Here is a 23,325-nt window from a genome sequence, read left to right as displayed (position 1 = left end):
GCTCAGACAGTTCCCTGACGGTAATTTTCAAGAGCCTCAAATCCGCGTTGCAGATCGGTTTTGAGATCCTCAACAGCTTCAATACCTACCGAGATCCGTACCAGATTTTCGGTAATTCCAGCCTGCTCCTTGTCTTCCGGAGACAGCCGGCCATGGGTGGTTGTGGCCGGATGGGTAATGGTTGTTTTGACATCACCAAGATTGGCGGTGATAGAAATCATCCGGGTTGCATCGATGAACGCCCAGGCCTGTTCCCTTCCGCCTTTTACCGTAAACGAGAGCACACCGCCAAACCCGCTTTGCTGACGTTTCGCCAGCTCATGCTGAGGATGATCGGGCAAACCGGCATAGAACACCTGATCCACGGTCCCCTGCCCTTCAAGCCAGCCAGCCAACTCTAACGCATTGTCGCAGTGAGCTCGCATACGGATTGGTAAGGTTTCCAGGCCCTTAAGGAAAACCCAGGCATTGAACGGGCTCATGGTAGGCCCTGCGGAACGAAGGAAGCCGTACACCTCCTCCATCAGCTTGCCAGGGCCAACCACCACACCACCGACACAACGCCCCTGCCCATCCAGGTACTTGGTAGCGGAATGGATAATGATATCCGCGCCATGCTCAAACGGGCGCTGCAAAACGGGGGTGCAGAAGCAGTTGTCCACCACGAACAGGGCATCGTTGTCGTGGGACAACCTGGCGAGCGCTGCCATATCAGCCACTTCGCACAATGGGTTCGAAGGCGTCTCGATAAACAGCATCCGGGTTTCCGGGCGCACCGCGGCCTGCCATCCGGCCATATCCGTCAGACCCACAAACGTGGTTTCAACGCCGAACTTGGCCAGATATTTCTGGAACAACACGTTGGTGGTGCCAAACACCCCCCTGGAGCAAATCACATGGTCGCCGGATTTGAGCAATGCCATGCAGGTGGCAAGAATGGCCGCCATACCGGAGGAAGTCGCCACTGCCCGCTCTCCACCTTCCATGGCGGCGATCCTGGCCTCGAATGCCTGAACCGTGGGGTTGGTAAACCGGGAATAGATATTGCCCGGCTCATCACCTCCGAAGCGGGCGGCTGCCTGGGCAGCGCTGCCGTAAACGAAGCTTGAGGTCGGGAAGATCGCGTCGCTGTGCTCCAACTGGCCGGTACGAATCTGACCAGCACGGACCGCAAGAGTGTCCACGGACATGCCCTCAAGATCCGACTCGGGGATCAGGACGTGCTCTTCGCGGCGATAAGTCATGACAAACTCCTGTTTACGACCATGGCCTGGTCAGTCTTCATCGTTGTACAGATCAATAATACCGTTATCCGAGGAATCTCCGGAACCGGCCTGGAACCGGTTTTCATCGTTGCGGGCGGCCTCCAGCTTGTTGAGATACGCGGCATCCACATCACCGGTGATGTAATTGCCGGTAAACACCGAGCATTCCCAGCCTTCAATATCCGGGTTTACATCGCTGACACAGGTAATCAGGTCATCCAGGTCCTGGTAAAGGAGCCAGTCCGCGCCAATCAGCTCACCGATTTCCTCGACACTACGGTCGTGGGCGATGAGCTCGTTGACCGATGGCATGTCGATACCGTACACGTTCGGGTAGCGAACAGGGGGCGCCGCCGAGGCAAAGTACACATTGCGGGCACCGGCATCCCGGGCCATCTGGACAATTTCCTTGCAGGTCGTGCCCCGCACAATGGAATCGTCCACCAGCATCACGTTCTTGCCGCGAAACTCAAGGTCTATGGGGTTCAGCTTCTGGCGCACGGATTTTTTACGCATTTTCTGGCCGGGCATGATAAAGGTGCGGCCGATGTAACGGTTCTTGATAAAGCCTTCCCGGAATTTGACGCCCAGCCGGTGCGCCATCTGCATGGCCGACGTACGGCTGGTGTCGGGGATTGGCATCACCACGTCAATATCGTAGTCGGGACGTTCACGGAGAACCTTTTCCGCCAGAGTCTCACCCATCCTGAGACGAGCCTTGTATACCGACACCTGGTCAATAATGGAGTCCGGCCTTGCGAAATACACATGCTCGAAAATACAGGGGTAAAGATGCGGATCTTCCGCGCACTGCTGGGTGTAGAGGGTGCCGTCGGTTTCGATATACACCGCTTCACCCGGGGCGATGTCCCGCACCAGTTTGAACCCGGCGGCGCTGAGAGCAACGCTCTCGGAGGCAATCATGTATTCCTCCCCTTCCTCGGTCTTGCGCACCCCGTAACAGGCCGGGCGGATACCGTTGGGGTCACGGAAACCGACAATCCCATAACCGGTAATCATGGCAATCACCGCATAGGCACCACGACAGCGCTTGTGCACAGCACGCACTGCGGCAAAAATCTCTTCCTTGGTGGGGTCGAGCTTGCCCAGTTTCTGCAGTTCGTGGGCGAACACATTCAGCAGGACCTCGGAGTCCGAATTGGTGTTGATGTGGCGGAGGTCCGTGCGGAACAGATCCTGGCTCAGGTCTTCAGCGTTGGTCAGGTTGCCGTTGTGGGCCAGGGTAATACCGTAGGGGCTGTTCACGTAGAATGGCTGGGCCTCGGCCGAGCTGGAACTTCCCGCCGTGGGGTAACGGACATGGCCGATCCCCACATTACCCACCAACCGGCGCATGTGCCGGGTCCGGAATACATCCCGTACCAGCCCGTTGTCCTTGCGGAGGTAAAAGCGCTCATCCTGAAACGTAACGATACCCGCTGCATCCTGGCCCCGGTGCTGTAATACGGTCAGCGCGTCGTAAAGCGTCTGATTCACGTTGGAAGTACTGACTATGCCGACAATGCCACACATGGATACGGTAATCTCCGAAGCGTTAAAACTGAATGTTAGCGGGACGCGGAAGCAGGTTCCACGTCATCTTCCTGTTGAGAGTCGGGGGAGTCTTCCGTGCCTCCACCAGCCGGCCCGAGAAAGCGGGCAAATTCGTCACCGAGGGTTCTTCTTGACCAGTCCTCCACCACGGCCAGGCGGTCAATCATGATGGACGTGCGCCACCAGGTGTCCTCCGCGAGGGGGGTATAGCGCGTGAAAGCGATGGCAACAATCACCACCACCAGGCCACGTAGCAGCCCGAATCCCATTCCCAGCACCCGGTCGGTAGCAGAGAGACCCGTGGCCCTTACCAGGTGACCAATCAGGTTATTGACGATGGCGCCAACGATCAGAGTGGCAAAAAAGAGAATGGCAAACGCTGCAATCAACCGCACCAGCGGTGTTTCGACGGTGCCCTCCAGGAGAGACTGCATCTGTGGGTGGAAAGTCCGGGCAATAATAAACGCACCCACCCAGGTTATCAGCGACAGGGCCTCCTTGATGAAGCCACGCTTGAGACTGATAAGGGTGGAAACAGTTATCAGGGCAATGATGACCCAGTCAATCCAGATCAGCGCATCCATGGGAAACCCGGTGGAAATAAGGAAGCGCGAATTCTATCAGGAAACGTCACCTGACCAAACCGCCCATTACGCATTCGTGACAGTTGACAGCAACCCTATTTGTCGCCGGAAGTCACCAGGCTATTGAGTCCGAAAGCTTTGTCGAGAACCTGCTTGGCCTTTTCGGCTTCCGCCTTCTCGGCAAATGGCCCACTGAAAACCCGGGTCAGCTCGGCGTCGCCACGGGTAATCTGCTGGAGATGAGAGTTGTAACCTTTTTCCCGAACCTTGTCCCGCAGGTTTCTGGCGTTATCGTTGCTGCCGAAACTGCCCAGCTGCACCACCCAGGCGCCCTCAAGAGACCGGGTGAACTCCGCCGAATCCTCGTCCTGCACAGGCTCTTCGGGTTCAGATTCAGGTTCTGAGTCGGTGTCTGATGTCTCCTGGCGGGATACTTCAGGCTCCTGAACCGTCGGGAGAGGGTCGGGTGCTTCGGTTTCAGCCTCCACACGGGATGGTTCATCTACCTGGGGTGGCTCATCGAGGGCGGGTTCCTCGGCGCTTGAGGGCTGCGCTTCATCACCGAGTTCCTCGCTGCTTGACGGCTGCGCTTCATCACCGGATTCCTCGATGCGATAGGCCGGGGCATCGGCAGTTTCCGGTTCAGGGGCTTCAACTTCGGGGAATGGAGGTTCCTCGGGAAGCTTGATAGACGTGGACTCGCGCTCGGAATGGGGCTCATCAAACATCATCGGTACAAAGATAACGGCAAGAGACACCAGTACCAGGGCTCCGATGATTCTTTGCTTCAATCCGTCCACGTTACGCTATCCCCTGTTGATTCACGACTCGCGAGAAATGATCAATACTGTGCCCGATAGTAACCGCCGCCTACAGAGAACTCAAAGGCTCATGGCAGGCATGACGGATATTTAAGATGCGTTATTTTCCCAGAGCGTCACGGGCGGCCGCAACGGTGTAGAAAGAGCCGAACACAATGATCAGGTCCTCCTCCGCAGCGCCCTTCAGGGCCTGCTCCAGGGCTTTCTCCACTGACCCGGCCAGCAATACTCGGGAGCCCTCTACAATCCCCTCCAGCCGCAACGCCAGCTCCTCTGCGGCCAGGCCCCGGGGAACGTCCAGCCCGGAAAGGTACCATCGATCAACCACGGAATTCATTGCCCCTGCAACACCTTCCACGTCCTTGTCCGCCAGGGCAGCGTAGATGGCAATAACACGCCCATTGCTATCCCGCCGGCGCACTATCCTGTCCGCCAACCACGCCGCCGCATGGGGATTATGGCCTACATCGACAATCACACGGGGTGAGGCCTGCAGCACCTCGTAACGGCCAGGCAACGTCAGGTCTGACAATACCTGCTCGATTGTCGCAGGCGCCAGGCCAGGTTCGAGTTGCCGGATGGCGACGACCGCAGCAGCCAGGCTGTGGATGGGAAGCCCGGTATCCGGAAGCATTATCTCGTCACCGTAGCGGTCCTGCCTGAGAGCGTATCCGGGAACCATGCCCTGGTCTGACACAGGCACCAGTTGATAGGTCTGCCCCGGACGCTCCAGCCGGACCTTCTGGGCCGATACCTGCTGCAACACCGAAGCGGGCGGATCTGTGTCCGCATAGATGGCGTTGATCCCCGGCCTGAGAATCCCCGCTTTCTCGAAACCGATAACTTCCCGGTTGTCCCCCAGGTAGGCGACATGGTCTATATCCACAGAGGTGATAATGGCCAGGTCGGGATCCAGGACATTCACCGCATCCAGTCGCCCACCGAGCCCGACTTCAAGAACCCAGTCGTCAACACCAGCTTCCTCGAAAAGGACAAATGCGGCCAGGGTGCCAAACTCGAAATAGGTCAGCGTAATGTTGCCCCGCGCGGCCTCGACCCGTTCAAAGGCACGAACCAGGTCAGCATCCGCGACATTCGAACCGTTAATGCGAACGCGCTCGTTATACCGCTGCAGATGGGGTGATGTGTAGGCACCGGTGGTTCGACCGGCACAGAGAAGCAGTTTTTCCAGCGCCGCCACGGCACTGCCCTTGCCGTTTGTCCCGCCAATGGTAAGGATCCGGGCCGCCGGGTTATTACGGAAAAGGCGCCGCAAAACCAGCAGGACACGGTCGAGGCCGAGGTCAATTTCGGAAGGATGGATGGATTCCAGATAACCGAGCCACTGCTCAAGCGTGGCGCCGGCGCCCGGCACAGGGGTGTGCCGGGCAACAGGTTCATTCTGCGGGGGCATCGGTTTCCGGTCGCTCCGACACCTCGAACTCAATCGGTTCTTCCGTGGCCGGCTTTTCCAGGCCGGTAAACTTGGCCAGCAGAGCCGCAATACGTTCACGCATCTGGTGGCGATGCAGAATCATATCGATGGCGCCATGCTCCAGCAGGAATTCGCTGCGCTGGAAACCTTCGGGCAGTTTCTCGCGAACCGTCTGCTCAATGACCCGCGGCCCGGCAAAGCCAATCAGCGCATAGGGCTCGGCAATATTCAGGTCTCCAAGCATGGCCAGACTCGCCGATACACCACCGAAAACCGGGTCGGTCATCACGGATATGTAGGGAATGCCTTCGAGCTTCATGCGCTCAAGCACCGCTGCGGTCTTGGACATCTGCATCAGCGACAGAATCGCTTCCTGCATCCGCGCACCGCCACTGGCAGAGAAACAGACCAGGGGAATGCGCTCTTCCAGACACACATTGGCCGCCTGAACGAATTTCTCGCCCACAACCTGCCCCATGGAGCCGCCAAGGAAGTTGAACTCGAACGCCACCGCCACCAGCGGGGTTTCAAGACATGTGCCACGCATCGCTACCAGAGCGTCTTTTTCACCGGTGGCCTTCTGGTTCTGGGCCAGGCGATCCTTGTAGCGCTTGCTGTCCTTGAATTTCAGCCGGTCCCAGGGTTCCAGGTCAGCCGCAATTTCCTGGCGGCCGTCCTTGTCCAGAAAGATATCAAGGCGACGGCGGGCCGTAACCCGCAGATGGTGCTGACATTTGGGACAGACATCCAGATTCTTGTCGAGCTCCGGCTTGTAGAGAAAGGCGCCGCATTTCGGGCATTTCTTCCAGAGGCCTTCCGGAACTCCGGTCCGTTGCTTGGATTCCGAGCGGATCTTGCTCGGCATGATCTTGTCCAGCCAGTTACTCATGATCTCATCCTGTCCTTTGATGCCTGCCGGATACCTGTCAATCAGGAAGCCAGGCTGTCAAGTGCTTCGCGCATCGGGTGAAGCAGATCCGACAGCGCCCGCTTGAGCTGGTCAGGATCTGCCTGATTCCGGGCTATTGTATCTACCAGCACGCTGCCGACAATTACACCATCGGATACCCGACCTACTGCAGAAGCCGTTGCCGCATCCCGGATACCAAAGCCAACCGCCACCGGCAGTGCTGTCAGTTCGTGAATATGAGCGACCTTGGCAGCCACTTCATCCACATCAATCTTGCCAGCTCCGGTCACACCCTTGAATGAAACATAGTACACATAGCCGGAACTGTGCTCACTGATTGCACGAATCCGGTCATCAGTGGTGGTGGGTGCCAGCAGGAATATGGCGTCGAGATTACGCGCCGTGAACAACGGAGCCACTTCGTCCGCCTCTTCCGGCGGCAAATCAACCGTGAGAATGCCGTCCACACCCGCGTCCACGGCGGCATCGGCAAATTTCTCCTGGCCCATGGCTTCCATGGGATTGAGGTAACCCATCAGCACGATCGGGGTTTTGTCGTCTGTTTCCCGAAAGGTCTTGACCATCCCCAGCACCTGACGCAGCGAGGTACCATGCCGAAGCGCACGCTCACAGGCCTGCTGGATAACCGGCCCGTCGGCCATCGGGTCCGAGAATGGCACCCCCAGCTCTATAATGTCCGCACCTGCATCCACCAGGGTATGCATCAGATCGACCGTCTGATCCGGATGCGGATCACCGGCGGTAATGTATGGAATCAGCGCCTTGCGGCCCTGCCCCTTCAGGGATTTCAGAACCCCTTCAATTCGACTCATGCCAGCTCCTTTGCTGTTGCCTAAACCTCGATACCATCGATTTCGGCGATGGTCTGCATGTCCTTGTCACCGCGCCCGGAAATATTGATAACCACGATCTTGTCTTTGTCCATGGTCGCGGCCAGCTTGATCGCGTAGGCAACGGCATGGGCGGTTTCCAGGGCCGGCATAATGCCTTCCACGCGAGTCAGCTTACGGAAGCCGTCCAGCGCCTCATCATCGGTGACCGATACATAGTGCGCACGGCCAATATCCTTTAACCAGCTGTGTTCCGGACCGACACCAGGATAGTCCAGGCCAGCGCTGACAGAGTGTGTGCCGGCAATCTGGCCGTTCTCATCTTCCATCAGGTAGGTGCGATTGCCGTGCAGTACGCCTGGCCGGCCGGCACTCAGGGGGGCCGCGTGCTGCCCGGACTCGATACCAAGACCACCCGCTTCCACACCGTAAAGCTCCACGCTTTCATCGGTCAGGAACGGGTAGAACATGCCAATGGCGTTGGAACCACCACCGACACAGGCAACCAGAGCGTCTGGCAGCTTTCCGGTCCTGTCCAGGCACTGGGCCCGGGTTTCGCGGCCGATAACCGACTGGAAATCCCGAACCAGCAGCGGGTATGGATGGGGGCCTGCCACGGTACCGATGATGTAGAAGGTGTCGTCGACGTTGGCTACCCAGTCCCGCATGGCATCATTCATGGCGTCTTTCAGTGTGCGGGTGCCACTGCTGACCGAGTGAACGACGGCACCCAGCAGCTTCATCCGGTACACGTTCGGGGATTGCCGCTTGATGTCTTCCTCACCCATGAACACATGGCATTCCAGACCCAGGCGCGCACAGACTGTCGCGGTGGCCACACCATGCTGCCCGGCTCCGGTTTCCGCGATCACTCGCTTCTTGCCAAGAAAGCGTGCCAGAAGTGCCTGGCCGATGGTGTTGTTTACCTTGTGAGCGCCCGTGTGGTTGAGATCTTCGCGCTTGAGCCAGATCTGTGCGCCACCGGTCTCCCTGGTCAGCCGCTCGGCAAAGTACAGGGGGCTCGGGCGGCCCACATAATGGGCGAGATCCCTGTCGAATTCTGCCTGGAATTCCGGATCATCTTTGAGCCTTTTGTACTCACGCTCAAGGGTCAACAACGAATCAAAGAGGGTTTCGGAAACAAATCTTCCGCCGTAGGCTCCGAAGTGGCCCCGTGCATCCGGAAGCGCTTTGAGCATTTCTTCAGTCAGTTTCATCGACACGGTGAACCTCGTTTATAAAATCAGTGATCTTCTCGACGTCTTTGATACCTTTGCTGCTTTCCACACCACCACTGACATCGACAGCCCAGGGCCGGACCTGCGCTACAGCGCGGGATACGTTATCAGAAGCCAGCCCGCCGGCCAATATCAGTGGCAACGGGCGGCTTTGCGGAATCAGCGACCAGTTGAAGGCCTGGCCGGTACCGCCATACTTTTGCGGGTCCCAGGCGTCCACCAGCAACCCGCTGGCCTGGTGGAATTCGCGAAACGCGTTCTCAATGTCCGAACGTTGCCGCACCCGTATTGCTTTGATCCAGCGCATTCCGAAACTGTTGCAGAATTCCGGTGATTCGTCGCCGTGAAACTGGAGCAGATCCAGTGGTACCTGCGACAGCACGTGTTTCACATAGTCTGCGTCCGGGTTAACGAACAGTCCGGTGGCCACTACAAATGGCGGCACAACCCCGACAAGGTCCCGGGCCACCTGCGGCGTCACACACCGTGGACTGGGCTCGTAGAACACGAACCCGAGGGCATCCGCCCCGGCGGCGGAGGCTGCAATCGCGTCCTGTTTCCGGGTGATCCCGCAGATTTTTACTCGCGTTCTCATAGGAGTTCTATCGCTGCTTTCGGTGAATATGAGTCGGATCGCGCGGCCGGTTGTCAGCAGGGCTGAACCAGGGCACCACGAAACCCGGCCCGCATTGCGCTGCCGGTATCGAAAACTCGTCGGGGTACCCCACATCCACCAGGTACAACCCATGTGGCGGTGCGGTTACACCCGCTGCGGTCCTGTCTCTGGTTTCAAGTATCTCACGAATCCATTCCGGGTGCTGCTTCCCTGCTCCAACGGCCATCAGAGCGCCGGCAATATTCCGGACCATATGGTGCAGAAATGCATTGGCCTGAACATCAATTACGATGAACTCACCCTTTCGGGTTACGTTGATGGCTTCCAGAAAACGAATGGGGGATCGGGACTGGCAACCCGCGGCACGGAAGGACGAAAAATCATGTTCGCCCTTGAGAAACTGAGCGGCCCGATCCATCACCGGAGCATCGAGGGGGCGGAACGTCCAGCTGACCTGACCGCTGAGGATGCCCGGTCGCACCGGATGGTTGTAGATAATGTAACGGTAGCGGCGATAGGTTGCCGAAAACCGGGCGTGAAAGTCACCAACCCCGTTGCCCGCCCAGTGCACCGCAATGTCTGCCGGAAGGGACGTGTTGATGCCCATCACCCAGGACCTCGGGTTTCGCACAGAAGGCGTTTCGAAATGGGCTATCTGGTAACTGGCGTGGACACCCGCATCCGTGCGCCCGGCACACACCAGGTCCACCGGATGGTCGGCGACCTTCGACACAGCCCGGGTAAGCTCACCCTGGACGGAACGAACTCCGGATTTCTGATATTGCCAGCCGTGAAAGCCCCGGCCATCGTATTCGAAGGCCAGTGCGACACGGCCCGCCCCGATGGATGTGTCGGTGGTCAGTGGTTGCGGTGTAAGAAACAATGACGTGTCCGGATTACGGTGCTGATAACAAAACAAAACGCCGGCATTTGTTCCGGGCGTGGCCCGGTAGCCGGCGTTTTGCGTTTCCTGCGCTGATTATAACGAATCAGGACAGATTTTTAAGGAGATCCTGCGCTTCCGCTTTCTGCTCCTCATTTCCTTCCAGTGCGACTTCCTCGAGGATATCCCGGGCGCCGTCCACATCACCCATTTCCACATAGGCCCTGGCAAGATCCAGCTTGGTTGACGCCTCATCGGTTCCCGACAGGAAATCGAAGTCATCGTCATCACCAAGTTCAGACTCGTCGATATCGGCGGATCGTGAGGCACCAGCTGCCGCATCGGAGGCAACCGGGGGCTCTTCCTCGGTCTCATCCCCCAGATCCGGCAGTTCATCCTCAACCGCTTCGGCACCGGCAACCGTCTCTTCCGGGCTGGCCGGTTCTTCACCACTCAGGGCATCTTCAAGGCCCAGTTCTTTGTCCAGTGGTGCCGAGTCGTCTTCTGCATCAGTTCCGGCGGAATCGCCAGAGTCGGCAAATTCTTCCATCAGCGCCAGATCCTCGTCGGAAACATCAAGCTCCAGATCCTCAAGCTCGTCTTCGTCACTGCCCGTGGATACCTCGTCGTCACTGGCAACCTTGTCCAGCTCGGCGTCCAGTTCGTCCAGGAATGACTCATCCAGCGAATCAAGGTCGCCTTCCTGACGGTAAGCCTCTTCCGGCTCGGCATCGCCGGTTTCAGCAGTTTCAGGCTCCGGGCTTTCAAGGTCCGCTTCATCAAGCTCCAGTGACGCAAATTCATCAGCTTCGTCTTCCGCTCCAGCCGCTTCTTTTGCTGCACTGGCTTCCGTGTCAGTCTCAAGATCATCGAGCTCAAGACTCAGATCGTCATCGTCGCCTTCTTTGGAAGATTCATCCTCCAGGGTGAAGTCGAAGGCATCATCCGTAAGCTCATCAGTATCTGATTCGCTCAATGTATCCTCCGCATTGGCCTCCGCGGAATCATCCTCCGGGGACCCAATGTCAGAGAGATCGTATTCGATCATATCGTCCGGTCCGGACTCCCTGGCAGCTTCGGCTTCTTCCTGTTCGTCAAGATCGAGTTCCGAGAAGTCGGTTTCCAGGCTCCCGAACTCGTCTTCATCTTCCTCTTCCGGGCGGGATTCGTATCGGTCGGAAGCAAACTCATCAGACAGACTGTCTTCCTCCTGAGTCCCGGCAGTCTCCGTTGTAGACTCGCTGCCGGTATCGAAGGAGTCGGACCGCAATTGCGACTCGAGATCGTCAATGCTGGGCATTGACTCGGCTTCTTCAAGGCGCGAGCGCAATTGATGGGCTTCGGCAATCGCCTGCTCATCTTCCAGGGCCTCGACTTCTCTCAATTGCTTCTCGAACGATGCCCGGTCCTGCGTATCTGCATAGACTCCCAGGAGTTTCAGCCGCAGGTCAGAACGGCTCGGCTCACGGGAGATGGCGGTTTCGAGGGACTGGGCGGCCTGATCCATCCGGCCATAGGCAATGTAGGCGTCGGCTTCGGCCAGCGGGTCGCCATCAGGGCCCTCACCAACTTCTTCATCATCCAGGGTGAGATCAAAGGAATCGGTTTCACCTTCGGTTTCGCCATTGAGCTGGTCGTAGAATTCCTTCTCGCGATTGGCGTTACGACGGGCCAGCAACAGCAACAGCAACAACAGGACCACCAGGCCACCGCCCAAGGCGATCTGATACGTGGGGTTGTTGGTGATAGCGCTAATGATATTGTCCGGGAAGCCCTTATCTGGCTGAGCGGGCGGCGTAGAGGGTTCCTGGCTCGGCTGCTCCGCTGACGGTGCAGCAGCCTCGGCCTCTTCTTCCCGGTCTTCATCATCCTCCGACGCGACGGCTGTTTCCGACTCGTCAGCAGCAAGGTCCTCGTCCGCTGTGCCACTGTCTTCTTCCACAGCGGTCTCAGCAGCGTCGTCCTCGGCAACGGTTTCCTCCTCACCAGAGGCCGTATCATCCTCACCCTGGCCCATTTCAGACTCAGAGGCGTCGTCAGATTCTGCGTCTGCAGCAGCGACGTCAGCCTCGGTATCGGCTTCATCACCGGCGTCAACGTCTTCTTCAGCTACCTCATCTGACAGCGTTTCTTCATCGGCTGCGTCGGCGGGTTGATCACCGCCCGCCTCTTCGCCTTCTGTTTGCTGAATCTCGGCAAGCTGTGTGTTCTTCAGTTCCAGCAGACGCTGGAGAGTCTCTACCTGCTCCTGCAGGTCATCCACTCGGCCGCTGAGCTCTTCGTTCTCCCGGCGCGCGCTTTCCAGCTCTTCCATGGCAACCGCAGAACCGGCATCCACACCGCCTTCGGTATCGCCATCACCGCCCGCAGAACCGCCTTCATCGGCATCCCGGGAACCGGTGTCCTCACTGGCCAGCAATCTAAGCTCATCACCGCTGGTAGCTCCTTCGCCGGCCTGGCCGGAAGCAACATCGGCATCCGCACCCTCATCTGTCGCGTCGACGGTGCGTTCTGGGCTCGAGAATTCTTCATTCTGGGCCGCCACCAGCCTGTTGGCTTCGGCACGGGACCGGCTGCGAATGTCTTCCATATCCGGCACACGCAGAACTTCACCACGCTTCAGGCGATTGATGTTGCCACCCATGAAGGCATCCGGATTCAGATCCTGCAGCGCGAGCATCACCTGCTGCATGGACACACTGCTGTCAGGGCGAACACTGGCGGCAATATTCCAGAGGGTATCCGATGCCTTTGTGGGGTCAAGGGTGCGCGGACGCTGGCTGGAAGCGCGCTGAGGCTCCTGCTCACGGGCCTGGCTGCGGGGCTCATCCTGCTGCTGCGACGGCTGGGCTGCCTCGCGAGTGGCGGGAGCGGCAACCTCTTCCTCTACCCCGGAGTCTTCTGCGTATACCGGTGGATCAACCAGCACGGCATATTCGCGCATCAACCGGCCATTGGGCCAGGTCACTTCAAGCAGGAAATTGAGGTAGGGTTCCCGTAGCGGTTCCCTTGAGGAGACATTGACTACCAGGCTGCCATCGCTGGCGGTAGTCACCTCGAAATCCAGTTTGGTAAGGAAATAATTCCGGTCTATGCCCACACGTTCGTAGGCTGACTCGGAGGCGATGTCTACAAACACATCACCGGGGTCAACTCCCTCGCTTTTACGCAGAGTGATCTCCGCGTCCAGAGGCTCATTCAGATAGGACTGTAATTCGATTTCTCCCAGACCCAGGGCCTGTGCGACGCCGGAACCGAGCCCTCCCGCCAGAGCCAGAGCAACCGCAAGCTTGCGTACCTTCATGCTTTTTCCTTACCAGTCTCCGTTATTCGTTACTGCCCATTTCGAACAGATATCGGACGAGGTTGGATGACTTCCGTCTTGATTACTATCGTTATTATGTAATGTTTTTAATATTTGGTTGGGCAAGTATTGTTGATAATACCTCTTTTATCAATCAATCAGCCGCAGTCCTTGCACCATTTTTTCATAAATGGTGGGGAACATATTGTTACCGAACGATGATCCGGTTCCCCAGATCAGCCAGAGTCTAGCTCACCGAACCGCAAACATGTACAAAAACGCCTCTGAAAATAACAGGGGCGGAGGCGTATTTCAGCCTCCGCCCCCAACCGGTTCTCTGAAACCGGACACAGTTGGCATAATCTTGCCCACTGCGGGACCGCGCTACTTTTCCTGAAGGATGCGAAGCATCCGTCGCAGTGGCTCCGCAGCGCCCCACAGCAACTGGTCACCGACCGTAAAGGCAGAGATGTACTCCGGCCCCATGGAAAGTTTGCGGATTCGGCCAATGGGTACGCTCAGGGTTCCGGTGACTTTCGCCGGCGTGAGTTCCCGTATAGTGGCGTCACGTTCGTTGGGAATCACTTTCACCCAATCGTTGGCTTTGGCCAGTATTGACTCGATTTCGGATACCGGAAGATCCTTCTTCAGCTTGATGGTCAGCGCCTGACTGTGAGAGCGCATGGCACCGATGCGAACGCAGATTCCATCGATAGGAATCGGGTTGTCGCTGCGACCGAGAATCTTGTTGGTTTCAACCCCCGCTTTCCATTCTTCCTTGCTCATACCGTTATCGAGTTGTTTGTCGATAAACGGAATCAGGCTGCCCGCCAGAGGCACTTCAAAGTGCTCGGTAGGGAATCCGTCAGAGCGCATGGTATCGGTAACCTTGCGGTCAATCTCCAGGATAGCCGAAGAAGGATCCGCCAGCTCATCGCCCACGGCATTCTTGAGCTCACCCATCTGGTTCAGCAGTTCTCGCATATTCTGCGCGCCTGAACCGGACGCTGCCTGGTAGGTCATGGGGGAGACCCATTCGATCAGGTCCTGCTCCAGCAGGCCGCCCAGGGCCAGCATCATCAGGCTGACGGTGCAGTTTCCGCCAACATAATCCTTCACGCCCTTCGCCAGTGCGTCATCAATCACATTTCGATTGACCGGGTCCAGCACGATCACGGAGTGATCAACCATCCGCAGTGTGGAGGCGGCGTCGATCCAGTAACCCTGCCATCCGGCATCACGGAGTTTCTGGTATACCGCACCGGTGTAATCGCCACCCTGACAGGTAACCACCACGTCCAGCGTTTTCAGGGTGTCGATATCGAATGCGTCCTGCAGCACAGGCACGCCCTCTTTCCCCACGTCCGGGGCCGGTTTGCCAGCCTGGGAGGTGGTAAAGAAGATCGGTTCGATATCCGCAAAATCATTTTCTTCACGCATACGCTGCATGAGGACAGAGCCCACCATACCGCGCCAGCCAATAAGTCCAACTCGCTTCATGTGCGACCTTTGAACCTCGTTTTATGCCCGCCCTCTGCCTTTATCGCTGGCAGGGACAGGATGGATGATCCCGCGACAACAGCATCGCGTTGTCGTCGGGTCTCAAATAACTGCCGGCCTCAGAGCGCCGCCAGAACCGCATCTCCCATTTCACGGGTCGATACTTTCCGGCCATCGGCAGACATGATATCCGCCGTTCTCAGGCCCTGATCCAGCACCTTGCTGACCGCCGCCTCAATGGCCCCTGCGGCTTTGTCCTCGCCAAGACTGTAACGCAACATCATGGCGACACTGAGAATGGTGGCCAGCGGATTGGCAATGCCCTTGCCCGCAATATCGGGTGCGGAACCATGGCAAGGCTCATACATGCCCTGCTTCTCGGAATTCAGGGAAGCAGACGGCAGCATACCGATGGAGCCCGTCAGCATTGCCGCTTCGTCGGAAAGAATATCACCAAACATGTTGCCAGTCACAATCACATCGAACTGTTTCGGCGCCCGGACCAGCTGCATGGCAGCGTTGTCGACGTACATGTGGGAGAGCTCCACATCCGGGTACTCCCGGCGCAGGTCTTCCATGATTTCCCGCCACAAGACAGTGACTTCCAGAACGTTGGCCTTGTCAACGGAACACAGCTTCTTGCCCCGCTGCTGGGCGGCTTCAAATGCCACCCGGCCAATACGACGAATTTCCGATTCGGTGTAGGCGTAGGTGTTGTAGCCCTGGCGCTCTCCACTTTCCAGCTCACGGACACCCCGGGGCTGGCCGAAGTAAATACCGCCGGTCAGCTCACGGACAATCATGATATCCAGCCCGGAAACCACTTCCGGTTTCAGGGAGGAAGCCGAAGCCAGTTGGGGATAGAGAATAGCGGGACGAAGATTTGCGAACAGTTCCAGGTTGGAACGCAGGCCCAGCAATCCTTTCTCGGGACGGCTGGCCATGGGCCGACTGTCCCACCGGGGTCCACCGACGGCGCCCAGGAGAATCGCGTCTGCCTTGCGGGCCTTGGCCAGGGTTTCATCGGGGAGTGGCGTATCGTTCTCGTCAATCGCCGCGCCACCGACCAGAGCGGACTCAAAGTTCAGGCCCAGGCTGAAGTTATCGTTGATCTTGTGCAGGACCTTCTCGGCCTCGGCAACGATCTCCGGGCCAATGCCGTCGCCCGGGAGTAAAAGGATATTTCGGGACATTTTGTTTCCTTTGAAATGTTTACATTGTCGGATTACGGCTTCACCTAATCCGACCTACGGTTTGCGATCCAATGTAGGTCGGATTAGCGAAGCGTAATCCGACAAACCCTCTCGCACCCACCAAATGAATATCAACCACCGGCCCCGAACAACCAGGGCGCTGTCTTCCGCCGTGACTCTTCATACGCCCTGATCACGTCCGCATCTTCGAGGGTCACACCGATATCGTCGAGACCGTTGAGCAGACAATGACGGCGGAAATCGTCCACCTCGAAACTGAACGACTCACCAGACGGTGTGGTGACCGTCTTGGCTTCCAGGTCAATCGCCAACTGATAGCCCTCTTCCGCTTCGGTCTCCCTGAACAGCTGGTCTACAATTTCTTCTTGAAGAACAATCGGTAACAGGCCATTCTTAAAGCAGTTGTTGTAGAAAATATCAGCAAAACTGGGCGCTATGATAATGCGGAAACCGAAATCTTCCAGCGCCCAGGGGGCGTGCTCGCGGCTGGAGCCACAACCGAAGTTGCGCCGGGCCAGCAGCACGCTGGCATTCCTGTAGCGGTTCTGGTTGAGCACGAAATCCGGGTTTATCGGGCGCTTTGAACAGTCCTGGTCAGGCTTGCCTTCGTCCAGGTAGCGCAGTTCATCAAACAGGTTCGGGCCGAAGCCGGTGCGCTTGATGGACTTCAGAAACTGCTTGGGAATAATCATGTCCGTATCCACATTGGACCGGTCCATGGGGGCAACAATGCCCTTGTGTTGCTTTAACGCTCGCATGGTGTCTCTCCTGTGGATCAGTTCATCATCTCGCGGACATCAACAAAGTGGCCGTTGATCGCAGCGGCCGCTGCCATAGCCGGGCTGACCAGGTGCGTACGCCCGCCGAAGCCCTGCCGACCCTCGAAGTTGCGGTTTGACGTGGAGGCGCAATGCTCCCCCTGTCCCAGTTTGTCGGCGTTCATGGCCAGACACATGGAACAGCCGGGATCACGCCATTCAAGCCCTGCCTCGAGAAAGATCTTGTCCAGGCCTTCCTGTTCGGCCTGAACCTTCACCAGCCCGGAGCCCGGTACCACCATGGCCTGCTTGAGCGAGGGTGACACCTTGCGCCCTTTCACCACGGCGGCAGCCTCGCGGAGGTCTTCGATCCGGCTGTTGGTGCAGGAACCGATAAACACCCGGTCGAGCTTGATATCGGTGATCGGCATGTTCGGTTTGAGGCCCATGTACTTCAGAGCCCGGACAATACCCTCACGTTTGATGGGATCGGCTTCCGCTTCCGGGTCGGGCACATGGCCGCCCACTCCCGCCACCATTTCCGGAGACGTACCCCAGCTTACCTGCGGCATGATTTCAGAGCCTTCGAGCTCGACCACCTTATCGAACACCGCGTCCTCGTCGCTGTGCAGGGTTTTCCAGTATTCGATGGCCCGGTCCCGCATTTCACCCTTCGGCGCGAACGGACGGTCCTTCACGTAATCAATGGTGGTCTGATCCACCGCGACCATACCCACACGGGCACCAGCCTCGATGGACATATTGCAAATGGTCATGCGCGCTTCCATGGACAGTCCACGGATGGCCTCACCACCGAATTCAATGGCATGGCCTGTACCGCCGGCGGTGCCTATTTTTCCGATGATGGCCAGGACAACGTCCTTGCCGGTCACGCCAGGCCCGAGCTTGCCATTCACCTTCACCAGCATGTTCTTCATCTTCTGCTGAACCAGGCACTGGGTAGCCAGCACGTGCTCCACTTCGGAGGTACCGATGCCGTGGGCCAGGCAGCCGAAGGCGCCGTGGGTGGAAGTATGGGAGTCGCCGCACACAATGCTCATCCCCGGCAAGGTCGCGCCCTGCTCGGGCCCGATTACATGGACAATGCCCTGGCGCTGGTCCTTGATCTTGAACTCCAGAATCCCGAACTCGTCGCAGTTCCTGTCCAGGGTTTCCACCTGAATCCGCGACACCGGGTCGACAATGCCTTCCACACCCCGGGCACGGTCGGTGGTCGGCACGTTATGGTCCGGCGTGGCCAGATTGGCATCCAGCCGCCAGGGCTTGCGCCCGGCCAGCCGAAGCCCTTCAAAGGCCTGCGGCGAGGTGACTTCGTGAAGCAGGTGCCGGTCGATGTAGATCAACGCCGAGCCGTCATCCCGCTGTTTGACGAGATGGTCGTCCCACAATTTGTCGTATAAGGTCTTGCCCGCCATGGTTCTCTCTCACTCTCTGGGGGTTTCTGGTTTTACCACTATGAGTACCATCTTACCGCTTCCCCTTGAATAACCTCAATTCATGTTTTTTATGTTGTGAATTCCTGTTTGGCATATTAGGCTTTTGTGGGGCCTTCCCTAACGCCGCGCCTGATTATTGGGTGCAGGTCGCATGGCGACAGGGGCCTCCCAAAACACGCCGTGAACCCATCCATGGGGGCTCGGTCGCGCCATCCCTGGCGCTCCACGGTTTTGGGAGGCCCCTGTCGCCATGCTTGTTGAACACATGAATGGCCTACGGGGAAATGATCTTTTTTGCCGTGAGAAGTTGTCGGATTACGCCTTTGGCTAATCCGACCTACATTGTTTGAAGGCAACTCGTAATGTCGGGGAGCCGTAGGTCGGATAGAGCGCAGCGAAATCCGACAGCGTGTTCACGACAACTTTTACACCGACAGAGTTAACTCCGAGTTACGGGGAGTATGCCGGGAAGACCTTTCCAAAAACGTGGAGCGCCAGGGATGGCGCGACCGAGCCCTACATGGACGTATTTACGGGCGTTTTTTGGAAGGGGCTTCCCGGCATGCGACCTCCACCCAAAGCTGAAGTCTTACAGAGGCAGCCACCATGGACTCAAACTCCCTGAAAGCGTTCCTGACCATAGTCGACCAGGAATCCTTCTCGGAAGCGGCCGAACTGCTGCACCTGACGCAGCCGGCCATCAGCAAGCGGCTTGCGGCGCTGGAAAACCAGTTGGGCACCAAGCTGATTGACCGGAGCAATCGTCAGATCAGGCTGACCGATGCCGGGGCGCGGTTGCTGCCCCATGCACGGCGAATTCTGGATGAGGTCCACAATGCCCGGCAGGCACTGTCGGACCGTGAAGGGGCGATTTCCGGGCCGTTGTCTGTGATAGCCAGCCACCATATCGGCCTTCACCACCTTCCCGCCTGGCTGCGACGGCTTAACCGTGACTACCCCGAGGTATCGCTGGAACTCCAGTTCATGGACTCCGAAAGCGCCTTCGGTCAGATGCGCAAGCGCACGGCAGAACTGGCGTTTGTGACCCTGAGCGAAAGTATGGATCAGGCGTTTGAGGTGCACGTGCGTTGGGAGGATACCATGGCTTTTGTGGTGTCCCCCGAGCATCCATTGGCCTCTCTCGACAAACCGGGGCTGGAGGACCTGTCACGCTATGACGCCCTGCTTCCGGAGGCAGGGACCGCCACCTATCGCACCATCAGCCGGCTGTTCCTGGACGCGGGATTGCCCCTGAAAATCCAGATGCCCACCAACTACCTGGAAACCATCAAGATGATGGCAAGCGTCGGGCTGGGCTGGAGTGTATTGCCGGTGAGCATGGTGGATGACACCCTGAAAGTGCTACCGGTACCCCATTCCGTCAGCCGGATACTCGGTGCCGTTGGCCTCAGGGGCCGGTCCCTGAGCCCGCAGGCCAGGGCGCTTCTGGACATTGCAGCGGAGCTGAAGTAACCCGGTCAATGCTCCGGCGGCGGCCTCAGACCACGCCAGGTGATCACAATGGCGATGGCCATGGCAATCGCCCCACCCCAGAAAGCAGCGGAGGTACTGAACCCGTCCACCAGGAACCCGGACATCCAGGCCCCGATTGCGCCGCCGGCACCAAACGTCAGCCCACTGTACAGTGCCTGCCCCTGGCCATGATGATGCTGCCCGAAAAACCCCTGGATGTACTGGACCGAAATGGCATGAAGCGCTCCGTAGGAGGCAGCGTGCAGCAACTGTGCAAATATCAGCACCGCCACTACATCGGTTACCTCGGCAATCAATACCCAGCGGATCATCGTCAGGGTCAGCGCAGCGATGGCAATCTGGCGCACCGTAAAGTTCCGGGTTAACCGATGCATCACCAGGAACAACCCGATCTCAGCTACAACCCCCAGAGACCACAACAACCCGATCGAAAGCTTGCCGTACCCGTGCTGCTCCAGATGAATACTGAAAAATGTGTAGTAAGCCCCGTGGGACACCTGCAGCAGGAAATTCATCAAAAAGAAAGTCACCACTGCCGGATGCGTCACAATCGCCTTCAGGCTGCCTTTCGGAGCAGGCGGCTTACGCTCTCCCCGCTCCGCCGGCACCAGAAACGCCGACACCGCAATCCCCGCAAAAACCGGCAACAACAACCACGGCAACAGATGGATAGGCACCAGCTCCAGAATCCCGCCCACCAGCGCGACAGCACCTATAAAACCCACAGACCCCCAGAGCCGCACCTTGCCGTACCTGTCACGCTGGGTACCAAGCGACCGCAGGGTAATGACTTCATACAGCGGAAGAATGGCATTCCAGAAAAACGTGAACGCCAGCATCACCAGCAAAAGCCCATAGAACCCGGGCTCCATGAATACACCAACAAAGAACAGGGAACCTGTAATCGCCCCGAACCGGACCAGACGAACCCGCTGCCCGGTCCGGTCGCCCAGCCAGCCCCAGACGCTGGGTGCGACGATCTTGGTCAGCTGGATGGTTGCCATCAGCGTGGCGATTTCAAGATAGGAGAAGCCGCGGCCCTCCAGGTACAGGGACCAATACGGCAGAAGGCCGCCCAGGAGAGCGAAGAACCAGAAGTAGAGGTTGGATAGTCGCCAGTAAATAACAAAACCTCTTTCGAGATATCAGAAAAGCCTGGCTGCTTTGGCGGGAAACAGGGTTCAAAAACGTGGAGCGCCAGGGATGGCGCGACCGAGCCCTACAGGGACGTATTTACGGGCGTTTTTTGAACCCTGTTTCCCGCCGAAGCTGCTTCGCGGATTTAGACTACCTGCTTGTTGTCGGATTACGCCTTTGGCTAATCCGACCTACGTGGTTGCATTCGTAGGTCGGATAGAGCGAAGGGAAATCCGACATTGCAGCTGTGCTGGTTTCAGAGTTGACCGATGTTCGGGGTTGAGACTGACACATCGCCGTTCTGCCCGCGCTGGCGCAGGTAGTGATCCATCAACACAATGGCCATCATCGCCTCCGCAATCGGCGTGGCACGAATACCCACACAGGGGTCGTGCCGCCCGGTGGTAATCACCTCCACCGGATTACCGTGCACATCAATACTCCGCCCCGGCAAACGCAGACTGGATGTGGGTTTCAGGGCAATACTGGCCAGAATCGGCTGGCCTGAGGAAATGCCGCCCAGAACACCGCCAGCCTGGTTGGACAGGAACCCTTCAGGCGTCAGCTCATCCCGGTGCTCAGTGCCCTTCTGGTCGATACAGCCAAAACCGGCACCGATTTCCACGCCCTTGACCGCATTGATGCTCATCAGCGCATGGGCCAGGTCGGCATCCAGGCGATCAAAGATGGGCTCTCCAAGGCCGGGGGGCACACCTTCGGCGACGACATTGATGCGGGCGCCAATGGAGTTGCCTTCCTTGCGCAGGGCGTCCATGTAGGCTTCCATTTCCGGCACCTTGTCGGCATCCGGGCAGAAGAAGGGATTCTGGTGAACCTGCTCCCAGTCCAGCTTTTCGATCTTTATCGGGCCAAGCTGGGACAGATAGCCGCGGATCTTCACTCCCAGCCGCTGCTCAAGGTATTTCCGCGCCACAGCCCCGGCGGCGACGCGCATGGCCGTCTCGCGGGCGGAAGACCGGCCGCCACCGCGATAATCCCGAACGCCGTACTTGTGCATGTAGGTGTAGTCAGCATGGGCGGGGCGGAACTGCTCGGATATCTTTGAATAATCCTTCGAGCGCTGGTCCGTATTTTCAATCACCAGCCCGATGGGTGTCCCGGTGGTTTTGCCTTCGAATACACCCGACAGGATCTTGACTTCATCGGCTTCCCGGCGCTGGGTCGTGTGGCGCGACGTGCCCGGTTTACGACGGTCCAGATCCCGTTGCATATCCTCCACAGACAATTCCAGCCCCGGAGGGCAGCCGTCAATAATGCATCCCAGCGCAGCCCCGTGACTCTCACCGAAACTGGTGACCGTGAACAATTTTCCGAAACTATTTCCCGACATGATTCAGTATCTTATCCAGGGTTTTTAATGTAGGTCTTCAGCAGTCAACAGAAATACACCGTCGCCACCGTTGTCAAATTCCAGCCACGTGAAAGGCAGGTCCGGATAGGCTTCCTGGAGCGCGACCCAGCTATTGCCCACCTCGACAATCAGCAGGCCGCCCGGGTTCAGATGTTTCGCCGCCCCGGCAAGAATCCTGTGGGCAATATCCAGTCCGTCGCCACCGGCAGCCAGCCCCAGTTCAGGTTCGTGGCCGTACTCCGCGGGCATATCGGCAATGTCTTCAGCATCTACGTAAGGCGGATTGCTGAGGATGACATCGTACCGGCCTTCAATACCCTCAAAGACGTCCGAAAAGACGGTTCTGACCCGATCACCGACTTCATGATACTCGATGTTTGCGGCTGCCACCTCAAGGGCATCGGCCGAGACATCCGAGAGATCCACTTCCGCTTCCTCAAATACCGTAGCGGCGGCAATACCGATGCAACCGCTCCCGGTGCACAGATCGAGCACTCTCCCCACCGGATGCTCCCCCAGCCAGGGCTGCAGGCCATTCCGGATCAGTTCACCCAGCGGCGACCTCGGTACCAGCACCCGCTCATCCACATGAAAAGGCAGCCCCATGAACCAGGCTTCACCCAGCAGATACGCCAGCGGCACGCGCTCACTGATACGGCGCTCCATGCGGTCCACGATCAGTTGCCGTTCATCCCGGGTCAAACGGGCATCCAGAAACAGCGTATTGTTTTCCAGGGGCAGGTGGAGGCTGCGCATCACCAGCTGAACCGACTCATCCCAGACATTATCCGTGCCATGGCCAAAATACAGGGGCGAGTCCGCAAAACGGGACGATACGTAGCGCAGGTAGTCCCTGACGGTGTGCAGGTCATCAATGGGGCTGGTCACAAGCTCTCTTCCTGTCCGGAAATGGTCAAGGAGCGGAATTATAC

General features: G+C 58.1%; 19 protein-coding genes. 1 reads left to right on the top strand and 18 read right to left on the bottom strand.

The window, feature by feature from the left end; translation table 11 throughout:
- Positions 1-2: 2 nt before the first annotated feature.
- The 15 genes from HLUCCO03_RS04525 to leuC form a co-directional block, all read right to left on the bottom strand.
- Positions 3-1,244: an O-succinylhomoserine sulfhydrylase gene (locus tag HLUCCO03_RS04525; protein WP_027832133.1), complete on the bottom strand. Its 1,242-nt coding sequence runs from the start codon at positions 1,242-1,244 to the stop codon at positions 3-5.
- Between the two features lie 30 nt (positions 1,245-1,274).
- Positions 1,275-2,798, bottom strand: coding sequence for an amidophosphoribosyltransferase (gene purF / locus HLUCCO03_RS04520; protein ID WP_027832134.1), 1,524 nt, complete (start codon positions 2,796-2,798; stop codon positions 1,275-1,277).
- Positions 2,799-2,833: 35 nt separating this feature from the next.
- Positions 2,834-3,403, bottom strand: coding sequence for a CvpA family protein (locus HLUCCO03_RS04515; RefSeq protein ID WP_027832135.1), 570 nt, complete (start codon positions 3,401-3,403; stop codon positions 2,834-2,836).
- Between the two features lie 95 nt (positions 3,404-3,498).
- Complete coding sequence (locus HLUCCO03_RS04510) at positions 3,499-4,203, bottom strand: SPOR domain-containing protein (protein WP_027832136.1); 705 nt, start codon at positions 4,201-4,203, stop codon at positions 3,499-3,501.
- A gap of 121 nt (positions 4,204-4,324) precedes the next feature.
- Positions 4,325-5,638 carry a bifunctional tetrahydrofolate synthase/dihydrofolate synthase gene (folC, locus tag HLUCCO03_RS04505; RefSeq protein WP_027832137.1) on the bottom strand — a complete coding sequence of 438 codons (1,314 nt, stop codon included), beginning with the start codon at positions 5,636-5,638 and terminating at the stop codon, positions 4,325-4,327.
- Complete coding sequence (accD, locus tag HLUCCO03_RS04500) at positions 5,622-6,548, bottom strand: acetyl-CoA carboxylase, carboxyltransferase subunit beta (protein WP_027832138.1); 927 nt, start codon at positions 6,546-6,548, stop codon at positions 5,622-5,624. The genes folC and accD overlap by 17 nt, the downstream gene beginning before the upstream one ends.
- Before the next feature lie 41 nt (positions 6,549-6,589).
- A complete protein-coding gene (gene trpA, locus HLUCCO03_RS04495) occupies positions 6,590-7,402 on the bottom strand; it encodes a tryptophan synthase subunit alpha (protein WP_027832139.1) in 813 nt (270 codons plus the stop codon).
- 20 nt (positions 7,403-7,422) lie between these two features.
- On the bottom strand, positions 7,423-8,637 hold the full coding sequence (trpB, locus tag HLUCCO03_RS04490; RefSeq protein ID WP_036197499.1) for a tryptophan synthase subunit beta: 1,215 nt from the start codon (positions 8,635-8,637) through the stop codon (positions 7,423-7,425).
- Complete coding sequence (locus tag HLUCCO03_RS04485) at positions 8,624-9,253, bottom strand: phosphoribosylanthranilate isomerase (protein WP_027832141.1); 630 nt, start codon at positions 9,251-9,253, stop codon at positions 8,624-8,626. The genes trpB and HLUCCO03_RS04485 overlap by 14 nt, the downstream gene beginning before the upstream one ends.
- A 7-nt stretch (positions 9,254-9,260) precedes the next feature.
- Positions 9,261-10,157, bottom strand: a complete 897-nt coding sequence (truA, locus tag HLUCCO03_RS04480) for a tRNA pseudouridine(38-40) synthase TruA (protein WP_027832142.1) — start codon at positions 10,155-10,157, stop codon at positions 9,261-9,263.
- A gap of 106 nt (positions 10,158-10,263) precedes the next feature.
- A complete protein-coding gene (locus HLUCCO03_RS04475) occupies positions 10,264-13,461 on the bottom strand; it encodes a FimV/HubP family polar landmark protein (protein ID WP_027832143.1) in 3,198 nt (1,065 codons plus the stop codon).
- Between the two features lie 384 nt (positions 13,462-13,845).
- A complete protein-coding gene (gene asd / locus HLUCCO03_RS04470; RefSeq protein WP_027832144.1) occupies positions 13,846-14,961 on the bottom strand; it encodes an aspartate-semialdehyde dehydrogenase in 1,116 nt (371 codons plus the stop codon).
- A 119-nt stretch (positions 14,962-15,080) separates the two neighbouring features.
- The gene (leuB, locus tag HLUCCO03_RS04465; RefSeq protein ID WP_027832145.1) at positions 15,081-16,154 is read right to left on the bottom strand and encodes a 3-isopropylmalate dehydrogenase; all 1,074 of its coding nucleotides are present in this window, start codon (positions 16,152-16,154) and stop codon (positions 15,081-15,083) included.
- A gap of 131 nt (positions 16,155-16,285) precedes the next feature.
- Positions 16,286-16,933 (bottom strand): 3-isopropylmalate dehydratase small subunit, encoded by a 648-nt coding sequence (gene leuD / locus HLUCCO03_RS04460; protein ID WP_027832146.1) that lies wholly within the window; start codon positions 16,931-16,933, stop codon positions 16,286-16,288.
- A 17-nt stretch (positions 16,934-16,950) separates the two neighbouring features.
- Positions 16,951-18,369: a 3-isopropylmalate dehydratase large subunit gene (gene leuC / locus HLUCCO03_RS04455; protein ID WP_027832147.1), complete on the bottom strand. Its 1,419-nt coding sequence runs from the start codon at positions 18,367-18,369 to the stop codon at positions 16,951-16,953.
- Between the two features lie 627 nt (positions 18,370-18,996).
- Here leuC and HLUCCO03_RS04450 point away from each other — a divergent pair.
- Complete coding sequence (locus HLUCCO03_RS04450) at positions 18,997-19,863, top strand: LysR family transcriptional regulator (protein ID WP_027832148.1); 867 nt, start codon at positions 18,997-18,999, stop codon at positions 19,861-19,863.
- 5 nt (positions 19,864-19,868) lie between these two features.
- Here HLUCCO03_RS04450 and HLUCCO03_RS04445 read toward each other — a convergent pair whose 3' ends face one another.
- From HLUCCO03_RS04445 to prmB, 3 genes are all read right to left on the bottom strand, one after another.
- Positions 19,869-21,008, bottom strand: a complete 1,140-nt coding sequence (locus HLUCCO03_RS04445; RefSeq protein WP_027832149.1) for an MFS transporter — start codon at positions 21,006-21,008, stop codon at positions 19,869-19,871.
- Between the two features lie 269 nt (positions 21,009-21,277).
- Complete coding sequence (gene aroC, locus HLUCCO03_RS04440; protein WP_027832150.1) at positions 21,278-22,372, bottom strand: chorismate synthase; 1,095 nt, start codon at positions 22,370-22,372, stop codon at positions 21,278-21,280.
- 24 nt (positions 22,373-22,396) lie between these two features.
- Entirely contained in the window at positions 22,397-23,281 is an 885-nt protein-coding gene (gene prmB / locus HLUCCO03_RS04435) for a 50S ribosomal protein L3 N(5)-glutamine methyltransferase (protein WP_027832151.1), read from the bottom strand.
- Positions 23,282-23,325: the final 44 nt, after the last annotated feature.

This window comes from Marinobacter sp. HL-58, assembly GCF_001314605.1.
Lineage (GTDB): Bacteria > Pseudomonadota > Gammaproteobacteria > Pseudomonadales > Oleiphilaceae > Marinobacter.
Note: the sequence above shows the minus strand (reverse complement) of the source record. Positions and strands in the feature narration are given on the sequence as shown.